16 protein-coding genes are annotated in these 17,225 nt (G+C 62.1%); 2 read left to right on the top strand and 14 right to left on the bottom strand.

Going from position 1 to position 17,225, the window contains the following annotated elements; genetic code table 11:
* Position 1 precedes the first annotated feature (1 nt).
* The 13 genes from IAE37_RS15195 to flhA all read right to left on the bottom strand — a co-directional run bounded on the left by IAE37_RS15195 (position 2) and on the right by flhA (position 13,838).
* Entirely contained in the window at positions 2 to 481 is a 480-nt protein-coding gene (locus tag IAE37_RS15195) for a chemotaxis protein CheW (RefSeq protein ID WP_003254393.1), read from the bottom strand.
* Positions 482 to 524: 43 nt separating this feature from the next.
* On the bottom strand, positions 525 to 1,424 hold the full coding sequence (locus IAE37_RS15190) for a CheW domain-containing protein (RefSeq protein ID WP_201174867.1): 900 nt from the start codon (positions 1,422 to 1,424) through the stop codon (positions 525 to 527).
* Positions 1,421 to 2,212, bottom strand: a complete 792-nt coding sequence (locus tag IAE37_RS15185; protein ID WP_201174866.1) for a ParA family protein — start codon at positions 2,210 to 2,212, stop codon at positions 1,421 to 1,423. Before IAE37_RS15185 ends, IAE37_RS15190 begins: the two co-directional genes overlap by 4 nt.
* A gap of 186 nt (positions 2,213 to 2,398) precedes the next feature.
* Positions 2,399 to 3,256, bottom strand: coding sequence for a flagellar motor protein MotD (gene motD / locus IAE37_RS15180; RefSeq protein ID WP_201174862.1), 858 nt, complete (start codon positions 3,254 to 3,256; stop codon positions 2,399 to 2,401).
* A gap of 3 nt (positions 3,257 to 3,259) precedes the next feature.
* Positions 3,260 to 4,000 (bottom strand): flagellar motor protein, encoded by a 741-nt coding sequence (locus tag IAE37_RS15175; protein WP_201174859.1) that lies wholly within the window; start codon positions 3,998 to 4,000, stop codon positions 3,260 to 3,262.
* Positions 4,000 to 5,139, bottom strand: a complete 1,140-nt coding sequence (locus IAE37_RS15170) for a protein-glutamate methylesterase/protein-glutamine glutaminase (protein WP_201174856.1) — start codon at positions 5,137 to 5,139, stop codon at positions 4,000 to 4,002. The genes IAE37_RS15175 and IAE37_RS15170 overlap by 1 nt, the downstream gene beginning before the upstream one ends.
* A gap of 45 nt (positions 5,140 to 5,184) precedes the next feature.
* Positions 5,185 to 7,413, bottom strand: coding sequence for a chemotaxis protein CheA (locus IAE37_RS15165; protein ID WP_201174853.1), 2,229 nt, complete (start codon positions 7,411 to 7,413; stop codon positions 5,185 to 5,187).
* 12 nt (positions 7,414 to 7,425) lie between these two features.
* Positions 7,426 to 8,214 carry a protein phosphatase CheZ gene (locus IAE37_RS15160; RefSeq protein ID WP_201174851.1) on the bottom strand — a complete coding sequence of 263 codons (789 nt, stop codon included), beginning with the start codon at positions 8,212 to 8,214 and terminating at the stop codon, positions 7,426 to 7,428.
* 18 nt (positions 8,215 to 8,232) lie between these two features.
* A complete protein-coding gene (locus tag IAE37_RS15155) occupies positions 8,233 to 8,607 on the bottom strand; it encodes a chemotaxis response regulator CheY (RefSeq protein ID WP_133328372.1) in 375 nt (124 codons plus the stop codon).
* 105 nt (positions 8,608 to 8,712) lie between these two features.
* Entirely contained in the window at positions 8,713 to 9,453 is a 741-nt protein-coding gene (gene fliA / locus IAE37_RS15150) for an RNA polymerase sigma factor FliA (protein WP_201174848.1), read from the bottom strand.
* The gene (gene fleN, locus IAE37_RS15145; RefSeq protein ID WP_201174905.1) at positions 9,450 to 10,292 is read right to left on the bottom strand and encodes a flagellar synthesis regulator FleN; all 843 of its coding nucleotides are present in this window, start codon (positions 10,290 to 10,292) and stop codon (positions 9,450 to 9,452) included. Before fleN ends, fliA begins: the two co-directional genes overlap by 4 nt.
* Before the next feature lie 97 nt (positions 10,293 to 10,389).
* Entirely contained in the window at positions 10,390 to 11,697 is a 1,308-nt protein-coding gene (gene flhF, locus IAE37_RS15140) for a flagellar biosynthesis protein FlhF (protein WP_201174846.1), read from the bottom strand.
* 11 nt (positions 11,698 to 11,708) lie between these two features.
* On the bottom strand, positions 11,709 to 13,838 hold the full coding sequence (flhA, locus tag IAE37_RS15135) for a flagellar biosynthesis protein FlhA (protein ID WP_201174844.1): 2,130 nt from the start codon (positions 13,836 to 13,838) through the stop codon (positions 11,709 to 11,711).
* 404 nt (positions 13,839 to 14,242) lie between these two features.
* Here flhA and IAE37_RS15130 point away from each other — a divergent pair, with 404 nt between their 5' ends.
* Entirely contained in the window at positions 14,243 to 14,947 is a 705-nt protein-coding gene (locus tag IAE37_RS15130) for a GntR family transcriptional regulator (protein ID WP_201174842.1), read from the top strand.
* Here the strand turns inward: IAE37_RS15130 and IAE37_RS15125 are convergent.
* Entirely contained in the window at positions 14,917 to 15,957 is a 1,041-nt protein-coding gene (locus tag IAE37_RS15125; protein ID WP_328822743.1) for a D-alanine--D-alanine ligase family protein, read from the bottom strand. The genes IAE37_RS15130 and IAE37_RS15125 overlap by 31 nt on opposite strands.
* 108 nt (positions 15,958 to 16,065) lie before the next feature.
* Here IAE37_RS15125 and IAE37_RS15120 point away from each other — a divergent pair, with 108 nt between their 5' ends.
* On the top strand, positions 16,066 to 17,202 hold the full coding sequence (locus IAE37_RS15120) for a hypothetical protein (protein ID WP_236409972.1): 1,137 nt from the start codon (positions 16,066 to 16,068) through the stop codon (positions 17,200 to 17,202).
* The last annotated feature ends 23 nt before the right edge of the window (positions 17,203 to 17,225 follow it).

Here is a 17,225-nt window from a genome sequence, read left to right as displayed (position 1 = left end):
CTCAGATGTTCTCCAGCTCGGACCATTCTTCCTCGGTCATCATCTTGTCCAGCTCGACCAGAATCAGCAGTTCGCCGTTCTTGTTGCACACGCCCTGGATGAACTTGGCCGACTCCTCGTTGCCGACGTTCGGCGCGGTCTCGATCTCCGATTGGCGCAGATAGACCACCTCGGCGACGCTGTCGACCAGGATACCCACTACCTGCTTGTCCGCCTCGATGATGACGATGCGGGTGTTGTCAGTCACCTCGGTCGGCATCAGGCCGAAGCGCTGGCGGGTGTCGATCACCGTCACCACGTTGCCACGCAGGTTGATGATGCCCAGCACGTAGCTCGGCGCACCCGGCACGGGGGCGATCTCGGTGTAGCGCAGCACTTCCTGCACCTGCATCACATTGATGCCGTAGGACTCGTTGTCCAGACGGAAGGTTACCCACTGCAGGATCGGATCTTCGGAACCTTGTGCGGACGACTTTTTCATTCCCCTACCCCTTGAAATCCGCCATCCGGCGGTGTGTTAGCTGTCATTGGTGGTTGCTGTGCAGCTGCTTGACGGCGCCACTGGCGATCAACTCCGCCAGTTCGGCGACATCCAGCAGCGCGCACATGTGTTCGATGACCGTGCCGGCCAGCCATGGGCGCTGGCCACGCTGGCTGCGCCACTTGATCTCGGCCGGGTCCAGGCGCAGCGAGCGGCTGACCTGGTGCACCGCCAGCCCCCATTCGTAGCCCTGCACGGAAATCACGTAGTGCAGGCCTTGGCGGAAGTCTTCGCGATAGCGATCAGGCATGACCCAACGCGCGGTGTCCAGCACCTTGAGGTTGCCGGCCTGGCAGGTGAGGATGCCGAGGAACCAGTCTGGCTGGCCGAACAACGGCGTCAGCTCCTGGCCTTCGAGACTGTAGATCGAGCCCAGGCACACCAGCGGCACTGCCAGGGTCAGCCCGGCGACGTCGAACAGCAGGCACTCGAACGGCTCGGCGGCCCAAGCCGGGCGGCCATCGACGGTGGCCGGCGGCATGGCTGGGGGCGTAGCTACGGCCGCTGCCGGCAGGTGCACGTCGACCAGCGGCGCGACCGGCTCGGCGGCCTGGACTTCGGTCAGGACCGGGATGCTGGCCTCGGCCAGCACCTGGGTCTCGACCACCGCAACGACAGGTTCCTCGACCGGCATCACTGCCGGCAGGACCGGCGCCTGCGGCTCGGCGAACGGGCGAACGCCGGGCACAGCAGGCTCCTGGGCCTGCTGGCGGGCATCGAAGGCCTGCTCTTCGCGCACGGCCGCGGCAAATTCGTCGCTCAACTCGGCCGCCTCGGGCTCTGCAGCCTCGAGCGGTTGGTCGAACTCGGTGGCTTCCTGCAGCAACCCGTCGAGGTACGACTGCAGGGCCAGTTGCGGGCGCGTGCCGACAGGGCGGTTCATGACGCCACCCGCTGCGCGGCTTTGTAGGTGAGCATGTGCTTGAGCAGGGCCCGATAGGCGATCACGCCGCGGCTCTTGCCATCGAACTGCGAGGGCGTGACGCCGTTGCGGCTGGCATCGCGCAAGCGCGTGTCGACCGGGATATAACCCTGCCAGACCTGCTGATCATAGGTGTCGCGCAACACCTTGAGGGTGCCCAGCGAAGCCTGGGTGCGGCGGTCGAACAGGGTCGGGACGATCTGGTACGGCAAGGCTTGCTTGCGCGAGCGGTTGATCATGGCCAGCGTGCCGATCATGCGCTCCAGGCCCTTCACCGCGAGGAATTCGGTCTGCACCGGGATCACCAGCTGCTGACTGGCGGCCAGGGCATTGACCATCAGCACGCCAAGCAGTGGCGGGCTGTCGATCAGGGCGAAGTCGAAATCCTGCCACAGCTGCGCCAGACTCTTGGCGATCACCAGGCCCAGGCCGTTCTGCCCCGGCGACTGGCGTTCGAGCACGGCCAGCGCGGTGCTCGACGGCAGCAGCGAGATACGCTCGTCGCTGGTCGGCAGCAGCAATTGCCCCGGCAGCCCATCAGGCACCACGCCCTTGTGCAGGAACAGGTCGTAGCAGCTGTGCTCCAGCGCATCGGGGTTGTGCCCGAAATAGCTAGTCATCGAGCCATGCGGGTCGAGGTCGACGACGACCACGCGCTTGCCCGCCTCGGCCAGCAGGCCGGCCAGGGCGATCGTGGTGGTGGTCTTGCCCACGCCACCTTTTTGATTGGCTACTGCCCAGACTCTCATAGGACAAATTCTATCTCATTGGTTTCGGGGCCTCGGTAGGAGCGGGTTTACCCGCGAACACCGGCATAGCCGGTGCCATATACCGAGTTGCAGCCTTCGCGGCGGTTCGGCGCTCCGATGAACCCGCTCCTACAGGGGACCGCGACGATCCCACGAATGTGTTCAGGGTGACAGAGAATTGACGAGTCACTGCCCCGCCACTGCTGCCGCAGCTGCCGGTGCACTTTGTGTGCCAGCACGGCGCAAGGCCGCATCCGGCGTAGCATTGGCGCTGCCCGAACCGGTCAGGCTGCGGCGCACTTCGATGTTGCGGGAAATCACCAGCACCACCCGGCGGTTGCGCGCACGCCCCTCGGCGGTGTCGTTACTGGCCACCGGCTGGTACTCGCCATAACCCACCGAGGCCATGCGCGCCGGGTTGACGCCCTCCATCGCCAGCAGGCGGACGATGCTCGCCGCTCGTGCCGACGACAGCTCCCAGTTGGTCGGGTACTGCGCGGTGCGGATCGGCAGGTTGTCGGTGAAACCTTCCACGTGCACCGGGTTGGCGAACGGCTTGAGGATGTTCGCCACCTTCTCGATGATGTCGAACGCCTTGTCGCTGGGCATGGCATCGCCGCTGCCGAACAGCAGCGAGGAATTGAGCTCGATCTCGACCCACAGCTCGTTGCCGCGCACGGTCATCTGGTCGGACTTGATCAGGTCGCCGAAGGCATCGCGCACGTCGTCGCTGATGGTCTTCAGCGGGTCGACGTTGGTCTGTGCCAGGCCGGCATCGGTCTGCTCGCTATCCTTGATCAGCGGCTCGGCCGGGCGCACGCTCAGCGGCTGCTCCTCGCCGATGGGGATCGGTTTCATGGCCCGCTCGGGGTCGTTGAACACCCCCAGCAACGCCTGGGAAATGACCTTGTACTTGCCCTCGTTGATCGAGGAAATCGAGTACATGACCACGAAGAAGGCGAACAGCAAGGTGATGAAGTCGGCGTACGACACCAGCCAGCGCTCGTGATTCTCGTGTTCCTCGGTATGACGACGGCGACGCATGGGTTACTCCATGAAGCCTTGCAGCTTCAGCTCGATAGAGCGTGGGTTTTCCCCTTCGGCAATCGACAGCAGTCCTTCGAGCAGCATCTCGCGATAGCGCGACTGGCGCAGGACGATAGCCTTGAGCTTGTTGGCGATGGGCAGCAGCACCAGGTTGGCACTGGCCACGCCGTAGATGGTGGCGACGAAGGCCACGGCGATACCGTTGCCCAGCTGCGACGGGTCGGCAAGGTTGCCCATGACGTGGATCAGGCCCATCACCGCACCGATGATGCCGATGGTCGGCGCATAGCCCCCCATGCTCTCGAACACCTTGGCAGCCTGGATGTCGCGGGTCTCCTGAGTCAGGAAGTCGACTTCGAGGATGCTGCGAATGGATTCCGGCTCGGCACCATCGACCAGCAGCTGCAGGCCCTTGCGCGCATAGGGGTCCGGCTCGGCATCGGCCACGCCTTCGAGGCCCAGCAAACCTTCCTTGCGCGCCGTCAGGCTCCAGTTGACCACCCGGTCGATGCCGCCCGCCAGGTCCACCCGGGGCGGGAAGATGATCCAGCGCAGAATCTGCAGCGCCCGCTTGAAGGCCGACAGCGGCGACTGCAGCAGCGCCGCGGCCAGGGTGCCGCCGATCACGATCAGGCCCGCAGGGCCATTGATCAGGGCGCCAAAGTGACCACCTTCGAGGAAGTTGCCGCCGATGATGGCGACGAAGGCCAGGCTCAGGCCGATCAGGCTCAATACATCCATCAGACGCAGGCCTCGACCAGGTGCTTGCCGATTTCGTCCAGGCTGTACACCGCGTCGGCCAGGTTGGCCTTGACGATGGCCATGGGCATCCCATAGATCACGCAGCTGGCTTCATCCTGGGCCCAGACCGTGCTGCCACCCTGCTTGAGCAGGCGCGCGCCTTCACGGCCATCGGCGCCCATGCCGGTGAGCACCACCGACAGCACCTTGTCACCATAGGACTTGGCCGCCGAACCGAAGGTGATGTCCACGCAGGGCTTGTAGTTCAGGCGCTCGTCACCCGGCAGGATCTTCACCGTGCCACGGCCATCGACCATCATCTGCTTGCCACCGGGGGCCAGCAGGGCCAGGCCTGGGCGCAGCACGTCACCGTCCTCGGCTTCCTTGACGCTGATCTTGCACAGCTTGTCGAGGCGCTCGGCAAAGGCCTTGGTGAACGCCGCGGGCATATGCTGGATGAGCACGATCGGCGCCGGGAAGCTCGCCGGCAACTGGGTCAGCACCCGTTGCAGTGCCACCGGGCCGCCAGTGGACGTACCGATGGCCACCAGCTTGTAGGGCTTGCGCTTGGGCGCTGGCGACGATGCCGAGGCAGCCGCCGGGGCGACGGCGCGAGCAGGCGCGGCATTGCGCACCGGCGCAGGCGCCGACGCCCCCAGGCTGCTGGCGGTTGCGTGCGGTGTGCTGGCCGCTGCAGGCGGCGACACCGGCGCGGGGCTGGCATAGCTGCCGAAGCGGCGGTTGCTGCGCGAAATGGTGTGGACCTTCTCGCACAGCAGTTGCTTGACCTTCTCCGGGTTGCGCGAAATATCCTCGAAGTTCTTCGGCAGGTAGTCGACCGCCCCGGCATCCAGCGCGTCGAGGGTGACGCGGGCGCCTTCGTGGGTCAGCGAAGAGAACATCAACACCGGCGTCGGGCAGCGCTGCATGATGTGCCGCACCGCGGTGATGCCGTCCATCATGGGCATTTCGTAGTCCATGGTGATGACATCGGGCTTGAGCGCCTGCGCCTGGTCGATCGCCTCCCGGCCGTTGGTCGCGGTGCCCACGACCTGGATGGTCGGGTCGGCCGAGAGGATTTCCGAGACGCGGCGGCGGAAGAAACCGGAATCATCCACCACCAGGACCTTGACTGCCATAAACACTCCATTAGCTGGCGCGCCCCTGCGGGTGCGCCGGCAGAATCAAATACGCCGTGCCGCGTAACGCTTGAGCATGCTCGGCACGTCAAGAATCAACGCGATACGGCCGTCACCGGTGATGGTGGCGCCGGACATGCCCGGGGTGCCCTGCAGCATCTTGCCCAGCGGCTTGATCACCACCTCTTCCTGGCCCACCAACTGGTCGACGACGAAGCCGATGCGTTGGGTACCGACCGACAGGATCACCACGTGGCCCTCGCGCTGCTCCTCGTGCACCTGGTCCTGAACCAGCCAGCGCTTGAGGTAGAACAGCGGCAGCGCCTTGTCGCGCACGATCACCACTTCCTGGCCGTCGACCACGTTGGTGCGCGACAGGTCGAGGTGGAAGATCTCGTTGACGTTGACCAGCGGGAAGGCGAACGCCTGGTTGCCCAGCATCACCATCAGCGTCGGCATGATCGCCAGGGTCAGCGGCACCTTGATGACGATCTTCGAACCCTGGCCCTTGGCCGAGAAAATGTTGATCGAACCGTTGAGCTGGGAAATCTTGGTCTTCACCACGTCCATGCCGACGCCACGGCCAGACACGTCGGAAATCTCGGTCTTGGTCGAGAAGCCTGGGGCGAAGATCAGGTTGTAGCAGTCCGATTCGCTCAGGCGGTCGGCGGCGTCCTTGTCCATCAGGCCCTTTTCCACGGCCTTGGCACGCAGCACACCCGGGTCCATGCCCTTGCCGTCGTCGGAGATCGACAACAGGATATGGTCCCCCTCCTGCTCGGCCGACAGCACCACGCGACCGGTGCGGGCCTTGCCCGAGGCCTCGCGCTCGTCGGGCATCTCGACGCCATGGTCGACGGCGTTGCGCACCAAGTGCACCAGCGGGTCGGCCAGGGCCTCGACGAGGTTCTTGTCGAGGTCGGTTTCCTCGCCGACCAGCTCCAGGTTGATCTCTTTCTTGAGCTGGCGAGCCAGGTCGCGAACCAGGCGCGGGAAGCGCCCGAAGACCTTCTTGATCGGCTGCATGCGGGTCTTCATGACCGCAGTCTGCAGGTCGGCGGTGACCACATCGAGGTTCGACACGGCCTTGGACATGGCCTCGTCACCGCTGTTCAGGCCCAGGCGCACCAGGCGGTTACGCACCAGCACCAGCTCGCCGACCATGTTCATGATCTCGTCCAGGCGCGCGGTATCGACGCGCACGGTGGTTTCCGCTTCGCTGGCCACGGGTTTTTCCCCGGCTGGCGCGGCGGCGCGGGCAGGTGCGGCAGGCTTGGCCACCGGTGCCGGAGCAGCGGCAGCGGGCTTGGGCTTGGCTTCGGGCTGCGCCTGCGGCTTGGGCTCATCAGCCTTGGCTTGCGGCTTGCTGGCCACAGCGGCAGGCGCTGGTGCTGCGACCGCATCGCCGAAGAACTTGCCCTTGCCGTGCAGTTGATCGAGCAGTGCCTCGAACTCATGCTCGCTGATGTCGTCACCCGTCCCTGGCGTACCAGCGGGTGCGGCACTGGCCGCAGGCAAGGCATCGGCCTGGAAGGTGCCCTTGCCATGCAACTGGTCGAGCAGCGACTCGAATTCTTCGTCGGTGATTTCGTCGCTCACTGGCGCGCTGGCGACCGCCGGCGGCTCGCTGGCGGCGACTTCGGCGCTGAACTGGCCCTTGCCGTGCAACTGATCGAGCAGCGACTCGAACTCGGCGTCGGTGATTTCGTCACCCGCGCCGCTGACGGTCTCGCCCTGCATCTGTTCGGCGGCGGCCGCTTCGGCCTTGACCGCATCGAGCGAGTCGAGCAGTTGCTCGAACTCGGTGTCGGTGATATCCGCTTCGGCGCCAGGCGCCTCGACCACCGGCTCCGGCTCGGCGAATGCCGCAGCTTCATCGGCCGCAGCCGGTTCGGCCAGGCGCGACAGTGCCGCCAGCAGTTCCGGCGTGGCCGGGGTCACTTCGCTGCGTTCGCGCACCTGGCCGAACATGCTGTTGACCGTGTCGAGCGCGACAAGCACCACGTCCATCAGTTCCGCGTCGACCCGGCGCTCACCTTTGCGCAGGATGTCGAACACGTTCTCGGCGATATGGCAGCACTCCACCAGCTCGTTCAGCTGAAGGAAGCCGGCGCCCCCTTTTACAGTGTGGAAACCGCGAAAGATCGCATTGAGCAGGTCGGCATCGTCGGGCCGGCTTTCCAGCTCGACCAGTTGCTCGGACAGTTGCTCAAGAATTTCGCCGGCTTCTACCAGGAAATCCTGAAGGATTTCTTCATCGGCGCCGAAGCTCATTAAACGTGCTCCTTAAAAACCCAGGCTGGACAGCAGATCGTCGACGTCATCCTGACCGGATACGACGTCTTCACGCTTATCGGCATGAATCTGCGGACCTTCACCCCGAGTCGGATGTTTTTCTTGATCTTTTTCAGCGCGCAGCTGCTGATGGTCATGTTCGATGCCGGCAAAGCGGTCCACCTGGCTGGCCATCAGCACCAGCTTGAGCAGATTGCTCTCGACTTCGGTCACCAGCGCGGTGACCCGCTTGATCACCTGGCCGGTGAGATCTTGGTAGTCCTGGGCCAGGAGGATGTCGTTGAGGTGCCCGGCCACTTGGCGGTTGCCCTCGGCGCTGTGCGTCAGGAAACTGTCGACGCGCTTGACCAGGTCACGGAATTCCGGCGCCGCGACTTCGCGGCGCATGAAGCGCTGCCAGTCGACACTCAGGCTCTGCGCCTCGGTCGCCAGTTCGTTGAGCACCGGGGTGCCCTGTTCGACCAGGTCCATGGTGCGGTTGGCCGCACCTTCGGTGAGCTTCACCACGTAGGACAGGCGCTCGGTGGCGTCGGTGATCTGCGAGACTTCCTCGGCCTGCGGCATGCGCGGGTCGATCTGGAAGCTGACGATCGCGCTGTGCAGCTCACGGGTGAGCTTGCCGACCTCCTGGTACAGGCCGCGATCGCGGGTCTGGTTCAGTTGGTGAATCAGCTGCACCGCGTCGCCGAAGCGGCCCTTTTCCAGGCTTTCGACCAGCTCCTCGGCATGTTTCTTCAGGGTCGACTCGAACTCCCCCAAAGACGAATGTGATGGTTCCATGGCGCCCCCTGACGTGACTCAGCCGTTGACGCGTTCGAAGATCTTCTCGATCTTTTCTTTGAGCACCTGCGCGGTGAACGGCTTGACCACGTAGCCATTGACGCCGGCCTGGGCCGCTTCGATGATCTGGTCGCGCTTGGCTTCGGCGGTCACCATCAGCACCGGCATGCCCTTCAGACGCTCGTGGGCGCGGACCTTGCGCAGCAGGTCTATACCGGACATGCCAGGCATGTTCCAGTCGGTCACCAGGAAGTCGTAATGGCCGCTTTCGAGCATCGGCAACGCCGTGGTGCCGTCATCGGCTTCATCGGTGTTGGTGAAGCCCAGATCACGCAGCAGGTTCTTGATGATCCGCCGCATCGTCGAAAAGTCGTCAACGATGAGGATTTTCATGTCTTTGTTCAATTAGACCTCCAAGCAGTCTCAAACGCGCTCGCCTCTGCGGGCACGCACTCAATCAATTCGGTACAACGGCAAACGACTGCAACGACCCCGGGCTCAACGTGCCCGCCATTCGCCAAGGCGGCTGCGCAGACGCGCGGCGCACTGGCTGTGCAACTGGCTGACACGCGATTCGCTGACCCCCAGCACCTCACCGATTTCCTTGAGGTTCAGCTCCTCGTCGTAGTACAGCGCCAGCACCAGGCGCTCGCGCTCCGGCAGGTTGGCGATGGCATCGGCCAGGGCGGCCTGGAAGCGCTCGTCCTCCAGGTCGCGCGAAGGCTCGACCTGGCCACTGGCGCCGTCCTCGTGCAACCCTTCGTGCTCGCCGTCCTGCAACAGGTCGTCGAAGCTGAACAGGCGGCTCCCCAAGGTATCGTTCAAAATCCCGTAGTAATCATCGAGACTCAATTGGAGTTCGGCAGCAACCTCGTGATCTTTAGCGTCACGCCCCGTTCTTGCTTCGACGGCACGCATCGCGTCGCTGACCATGCGGGTATTGCGGTGCACCGAGCGGGGCGCCCAGTCACCCTTGCGCACCTCGTCGAGCATCGCGCCGCGGATGCGGATGCCGGCGTAGGTCTCGAAGCTCGCGCCCTTGCTGGCGTCGTACTTGTTGGCCACTTCCAGCAGGCCGATCATGCCCGCCTGGATCAAGTCCTCTACCTGGACGTTGGCCGGCAAGCGCGCCAGCAAGTGGTAAGCGATGCGCTTGACCAGCGGCGCGTAGCGCTCGATCAGCTCGTACTGGGCATCGCGCGAGGCCTTGCTGTACATCTTGAAGCCGCTTGCGTTCATAACACCGGCCCTGCACTGCTGGGTTGCACCAGGCGCTCGACGAAGAATTCCAGGTGGCCACGCGGGTTGGCCGGCAGCGGCCAGCTGTCGACCTTCTGTGCGATGGCCTTGAATGCCAGGGCGCACTTGGAGCGCGGGAAGGCCTCGTAGACCGCGCGCTGCTTCTGCACCGCCTTGCGCACGCATTCGTCGTAGGGCACGGCGCCTACGTACTGCAGGGCAACGTCGAGGAAGCGGTCGGTGACCTTGGTCAGCTTGGCGAACAGGTTGCGGCCCTCCTGGGGGCTCTGCGCCATGTTCGCCAGCACGCGGAAACGGTTCATCCCGTAGTCGCGGTTGAGCAGCTTGATCAGTGCGTAAGCGTCGGTGATCGAGGTGGGTTCGTCGCACACCACCAGCAGCACTTCCTGAGCGGCGCGGACGAAGCTGACCACCGAGTCACCGATGCCTGCAGCGGTGTCGATGACCAGTACGTCGAGGTTGTCGCCGATCTCGCTGAAGGCCTGGATCAGGCCCGCATGCTGCGCGGGCGCCAGGTGCACCATGCTTTGCGTGCCCGAGGCCGCTGGCACGATGCGCACACCGCCGGGGCCTTGCAGCAACACGTCGCGCAGTTCGCAACGGCCTTCGATGACATCGGCGAGGGTGTGCTTGGGTGTAAGCCCCAGCAGGACGTCGACGTTGGCCAGGCCAAGGTCGGCGTCCAGCAGCATGACGCGACGGCCGAGTTCGGCCAATGCCAGTGACAGGTTCACTGAAACATTGGTCTTGCCGACGCCACCTTTGCCGCCGGTCACGGCGATCACCTGTACGGGGTGCATGCTACCCATATCTGTTATTTACCTTGTCTCGCTTGGACCTGGGCCACACGAAGGGCACGCATGGGCGCCCCTGGGTGTAGGTACTTTGGTATAGCTGTCTTGCACACGTCTTGCTTCAACCGGCACGGCGCGGGTTGTGATAAAGATCGGCGAACATGTCGGCCATGGCCTCCTCGCTCGGATCGTCCTGCATCTGCACGCTGACCGCACGGCTCACCAACTGGTGCTTGCGCGGCAGGTGCAGGTCGTCAGGAATGCGCGGGCCGTCGGTAAGATAGGCCACGGGCAGTTCATGACTGATGGCCAGGCTCAGCACTTCGCCGAGGCTCGCCGTCTCATCGAGTTTGGTCAGGATACATCCAGCCAGCCCACAACGCTTGTAGCTGTGGTAGGCGGCGGTCAGCACCTGCTTCTGGCTGGTGGTGGCCAGCACCAGGTAGTTCTTCGCGGCGATGCCACGCCCGGCCAGGGTTTCCAGCTGCATGCGCAGGGCTGGGTCGCTGGCCTGCAGGCCAGCGGTATCGATCAGCACCACGCGCTTGCGCAGCAGCGGCTCCAGGGCCTGGGCCAGGGACTCGCCCGGGTCGACGTAGGTCACCGGCACGTTGAGGATACGGCCCAAGGTCTTGAGCTGCTCCTGGGCGCCGATGCGGAAGCTGTCCATGCTCACCAGGGCGACGTTGGTCGGGCCGTACTTGAGCACATAGCGCGCCGCCAGCTTGGCCAGCGTGGTGGTCTTGCCCATGCCGGCCGGGCCGACCATGGCGATCACCCCGCCCTCCTCGATCGGCTCGACCTCAGGCACTTCGATCATCCGCGCCAGGTGCGCCAGGAGCATGCGCCAGGCCTGGCGCGGCTCTTCGATTTCCTGGGTGAGGTCGAGCAACTGACGGGCGATCGGGCCGGACAGGCCGATGCGCAGCAGGCGCCGCCAGAGGTTGGCCTGCTGTGGCTGGCTGCCCTGCAACTGGCCCCAGGCCAGCGAGCCGAGCTGCACTTCGAGCAGCTCGCGCAGGCCCGACAGCTCCGAGCGCATGGCATCGAACATCCGTGGGTCGACCGCCGGCGCCGGCGCCGCTGCGGCGGGGGTGGGCTCATCGACATGGGGCTCGATCAGTGGCTCGGCGGCGGTCAGCGACTGGCCGGCGAACAATTGGCGGTTGCCCGGGGCCTCGCCTTCGCGACTGGCCAGCTCGGCCTGGGCCGAGGCGATGCGCGACTGGGTCTTGCGCAGCTCTTCTTCGAGCTCGGCATTGGGCACGCGCGGCGCCAGCGCGGACAGTTTGTAGTCCAGCGCGGCGGTCAGCTCGACGCCACCGGCGATGCGGCGGTTGCCGATGATGGCAGCATCGGAGCCGAGCTCATCGCGGACCAGTTTCATGGCCTGGCGCATATCGGCGGCGAAAAAACGCTTAACTTGCATAACCCACTACCTCAGCCATTTGGGCCCACGGTGGCAACGATGGTGACTTGCTTGTTGTCAGGAATTTCCTGATACGCCAGAACATGCAAATTCGGTACAGCCAGGCGGCCGAAGCGCGACAGCATGGCGCGGATCGGTCCCGCCACCAGGAGAATGGCCGACTGGCCTTGCATCTCCTGGCGCTGGGCCGCTTCGATCAACGAACGCTGCAGCTTTTCAGCCATGCTCGGTTCCAGGAGAACACCTTCTTCCTGGCCTTGCCCGGCCCTTTGCAGACTATTGAGCAAGATCTGTTCCAACCTTGGTTCCAAGGTGATCACAGGCAGCTCCGACTCAGTGCCGACAATGCTTTGCACGATGGCGCGACACAATCCGACGCGCACTGCGGCAACCAGCGCGGCGGTATCTTGACTCTTGCCGGCGTTGTTGGCGATGGCCTCGGCAATGCTGCGGATATCGCGCACCGGTACCTGCTCGGCGAGCAGCGCTTGCAGGACCTTGAGCAGGCCCGACAACGAAATGACGCCCGGCACCAGTTCCTCGGCGAGCTTCGGCGAGGCCTTGCCCAGCACCGCCAGCAATTGCTGGACCTCTTCGTGGCCGATCAGCTCATGGCAATGTTTCTGCAGGATCTGGTTGAGGTGGGTCGCCACCACGGTGCTGGCGTCGACCACGGTATAGCCCAGCGACTGCGCCTGGGCGCGCTGGCCGACGTCGATCCACACCGCCTCCAGGCCGAAGGCCGGGTCGCGCGCGGCGATGCCGTTGAGGGTACCGAACACCTGGCCCGGGTTGATCGCCAGTTCGCGGTCCGGGTAGATCTCGGCCTCGGAGAGAATCACCCCCATCAACGTCAGGCGATAGGCACTGGGCTGCAAATCGAGGTTGTCGCGGATGTGCACGGTGGGCATGAGGAAGCCCAGGTCCTGGGACAGCTTCTTGCGCACGCCCTTGATCCGCGCCAGCAGCTGGCCACCCTGGTTGCGATCGACCAGCGGGATCAGCCGGTAGCCGACTTCCAGGCCGATCATGTCGATCGGGGTGACGTCGTCCCAGCCCAGCTCCTTGGTTTCCAGCGCACGCTGCGGCGACGGCAGCAGGTCTTGCTGGCGCTGGACTTCAGCCTGGGCCTCGGCCTTGACCTTCTGCTGCTTCTTCCACACCAGGTAGGCGCCGCCTGCGGCCAGCAGGCCGAGGCTGAGGAAGGCGACGTGGGGCATGCCCGGGACCAGGCCCATGACGATCATCAGCGCTGCGGACACCGCCAGGGCCTTGGGCGAATCGAACATCTGCCGGTTGATCAGCTTGCCCATGTCCTCGGAGCCCGAGGCGCGGGTGACCATGATCGCGGCAGCGGTGGACAGCAACAGTGATGGCAATTGCGCCACCAAACCGTCACCGATGGTCAGCAGGGCGTAGACCTTGCCGGCATCGCTGAACGACATGTCGTGCTGCAGCATGCCGATGAGCATGCCGCCGATGAGGTTGATGAACAGGATCAGCAGGCCGGCGATGGCGTCACCGCGCACGAACTTGCTGGCACCGTCCATCGAGCCATAGAACTCGGCCTCCTGCGCCACCTCGGCGCGGCGCGCCTTGGCGCCAGCTTGGTCGATCAGGCCGGCGTTGAGGTCGGCGTCGATGGCCATCTGCTTGCCCGGCATGGCATCGAGGGTGAAGCGCGCGCTGACCTCGGAGATACGCCCGGCGCCTTTGGTCACCACCACGAAGTTGATGATCATGAGGATGGCGAACACCACCGCACCGACCACGTAGTTACCGCCGATCACCACTTCGCCGAAGGCCTGGATCACCTTGCCGGCAGCGCCATGGCCCTCCTGGCCGTGGAGCATGACCACCCGGGTCGAGGCCACGTTCAGCGCCAGGCGCAGCAGCGTCGCCACCAGCAGGATGGTCGGGAAGGCGGCGAAGTCCAGCGGGCGCAGGGCGTACACGCAGACCAGCAGGACCACGATCGACAGGGCGATGTTGAAGGTGAAGAACACGTCGAGCAGGAACGGCGGCATCGGCAACATCATCATTGCCAACATCACCAGCAACAGCAGTGGCACGCCCAGGCTGCCCCGGCCGAGACCGGCCAGGTTGTTGCGGGCGTTGCTGATTAACTGAGTGCGATCCACCGCGAGTCCTCTTGATGCAAAACTTTGACGCCCGAAGCGCGCTTGGGCGTGGCTTTGCAAAAAGCCTTCCAACTTTGCTCGCCTTTAGATTTTTGGCGCCTGTGGGACTGAGCGCCGCCGCCCAGTCCTCGGTCCTGCAGGTGCGGACGCACCAAGGCGAGTTCCTGCTACTCATTACGGAACAGATTCGCGTGCTTGCATTTGCCAAAGGTGATACTGACCGTCCCTAAAATATCGCGTCAATGGATTGTTCATGGCTCCGAGCACTGCGCGGGGAGCATGCTCAACGGAATAGAATTACCCATTGACCTTCATTGAAGGATGAAACTCCTGATTCTGGCAGCCCATAAGACTCTGTGATACCTTCGCCACCGCCATGCCTCTTGCTAGACCCGGAGATCATTATGCCTAGCGCTCTCGATAATTTTCATGTGCCTGAAAAGCACCGCCATAAGACGGCCATGGGATTTGTCGTGGAGTCACTGCGCGAAGGCATATTATCGGGAGCCATATCCGAGGGGACGCCACTGCGTCAAGAAGAGCTAGCGCTTAAATTTGGCGTAAGTCGCATGCCGATTAGAGATGCCATCCGACAGCTCGAAGCCGAAGGGCTGATAATTTATGAGGCCCATAAAGGCGCCTCGGTTGCAATTATGACAATTGCAGATATTGCCGAAATCTATGACATGCGGATCATGGCCGAGTGCACTGCACTCGATTTTGGCTTTGATCATATTAAATGTGATTTGACATTCCTGCATGAAACCGTCAAAAAAATGGAGAAGCTCAATGATCCACACCGACTCAGCGAGCTGATTGAAAAGTTTCATTTCATGCTATACGCGAAGGCAGAGCGACCTCGTCTACTGGCACTGATCAAATCACTGAACGACTCAGTCGCGCGGCACCTCCGTTTTTTACTGACAGACCTCAATTATTACAGGCAATCGCAACTTGATTTCGAAGACATCTTGAGTGCCTGTGCGCGGGGTGACCGAGTGGCAGCTCAAAACTGCCTAGCCAGTCACCTTTCACGAGGCCGGGACTGTATCGTTACGCGCCTTGAAACCCAGCGTGATCAAAGCCTCTCACCGCATGAAACCGCATGATCGACTATTTCCCCTACAAGCCTGGGTAGCGTGAAACCGGACTTTTGGAACATTTTGGGGAACATGCTTGCACTCGTGAAACCCGGGAGCGTATTAACCTCGTTCAGCAGGATCGCACCGTTACTTTCTAGGAAAAAATCGATCCGGGCATAACCTGAAAGCGCCAGGCATCTAAAAATCGTCTTCGACAATTCCTGTATGGAATTGACTATCTGATGCGGCAGTTCACAAGGTACGCAAAGCTCCACTGCTCCGGCCACATCATATTTGGCGTGGTAGTCATAGAATTTTATCCCATGCTTGGTGACGACCTCTCCCAACACCGAGGCCCGTAATCCGCTTGCTGACTCCAGCACTCCGCACTCAATCTCCCTTCCCAGAATCTCAGCCTCCACCAAAACCTTGGTATCTATCTGCGCGGCGGCAGTGTAGGCCTCAGCATACTCCGAGGCGCTGGAAACTCTAGAGACCCCTATCGAAGACCCTGAGTTGGCAGGTTTCACAAATACGAACGTACTCCCCAGGCATTCGACAACCTCTTCCCAGGGGCGCATTGCTCTCATAGCTATCCAGGGGGCTACTGAGACTCCCGAATACTCGAGCAACCGCTTGGTCATGTCTTTGTCCATCGACACTGCCGAACCGAGAATGCCAGTTCCGACACACGGAATACCGCACATGGCTGCCAAGCCTTGTATGGAGCCATCCTCCCCCCACTGCCCATGCAGAGCAGGAAAAAGCAGATCGATTTGAATATCCACTGCTACGTGCCTATCCACCGCGTAGGTCAGCGAGCGTCGGCCAGGGCAAAGAGAGACTATCGAAGCCTTACCATCCACCTCGCTTGGGCAGACGTCGGGCTTGCCTTGGTACCTCCAATTCCCCTTCTGATCGATACCTATGCAGTGCACTTGGTGACCCAGTTCGACTAGTGCCGCATGAATCGTCGCGGCTGAGCGCAAGGACACACGATGCTCCGCGCTCCTTCCTCCAAAGATCAATGCAATCACAATTTGTTTCAATTTACCCGCCTCGCTTGATGCCGTTTTGGCTACTGTATCCAATATCCAACAAAAATTACAACGGCTAATCGCCGTGAGAGCGAGGTAGGGAATGCCATGCTTGATCCCACAATGAAGGTTCGCCGAAGCGCTTCACCTCATGACGGCGTCGCCAGCCATCCCCCACGATCGATCCGAGCGATCGCAGTATCCGCACCGGAGTGCATAACAGGTTCCAAGGCGCGCAAAGCCCTTAATAGTCCGGACCCTGTCAGTTTGTTCAACGCATGTCGCTGCGCAGCCAATTCTGCTCTCCAAGGATATGGTGCTTGGGGCGAGAGTAATTGGGCGAACACGGACAATCTCAGAAAGCATTTCCTGCTTATGTATTCACTTGACGACATATCCGTTTTAAAAAAACTACTCCAGACTGAGCGTCCAAACATGGTGCTCATCGGCGCCATGACCTTATGTATTCCCGGCGCAATCGAATGTGCAAAGCTGATTAGAAAAATAATGGGGCGTGACACATTAATAGTGCTTGGTGGTCGCCACGTAAATGAAACTATCTTCCTCAACGACGAAAATCAGCGATTGGATTCCGCAGTTACACATCACCCGGCATCGCCTGGGCGACTTATGAGGGAGGGTGCGATACCGCCGCTCTTTGACATCATCATTTCCGGCGAAGCCGAACTACTGGTCCAAGAAATCGGAGCGTTATTTGCACAGCCCTCGCAACAGCCAACCCTCCATATTGCAAACTATTTGGATCGGAAAATAGCTGGACGTTGGATCGTTGACTTCCCAGCACTAAACAAGACACGGGTAAGCGCTGGTATTCCCCTGAAGCGCGACCAACTACCCTCTGTAGTGGAGACGTTTGGTATCACAGCCTCGTTCGATGTCTTCCGCGGAAGAATGACCTCACATGTCTTTAGCGATACTGGACCAGGCTGTGTGTATGACTGCAATTTTTGCAGCGAGCGAAGAAGTGTAACCGGGAACATCCAGGAAATCAAAAGCGCTGGCTGGCGGCTATACAAGCAATTCAAGGAAACCGTAAGGACGGTAACTCAACATTACCCAGACAAGCTCGCAAGTGCATTCGTTGAAGACTCTATCTTCCTGAGCGGCAGCCCAGCGGCCATAAACCAATTATGTCTACTGCTCGAGCAAGATCCGCTAGACATCATCTTCGGCGGCCAGTTCACCATTGATCAGATTATCAACAAGAAAGAAATAATTCGATGACTCGCACAGAACGGACTTACTTA

It is taken from the genome of Pseudomonas sp. S31 (assembly GCF_016648105.1).
Classification (GTDB): domain Bacteria; phylum Pseudomonadota; class Gammaproteobacteria; order Pseudomonadales; family Pseudomonadaceae; genus Aquipseudomonas.
The sequence above is the reverse complement of the archived record's forward strand: the minus strand, read 5'-3'. Positions and strand labels throughout refer to the sequence as shown.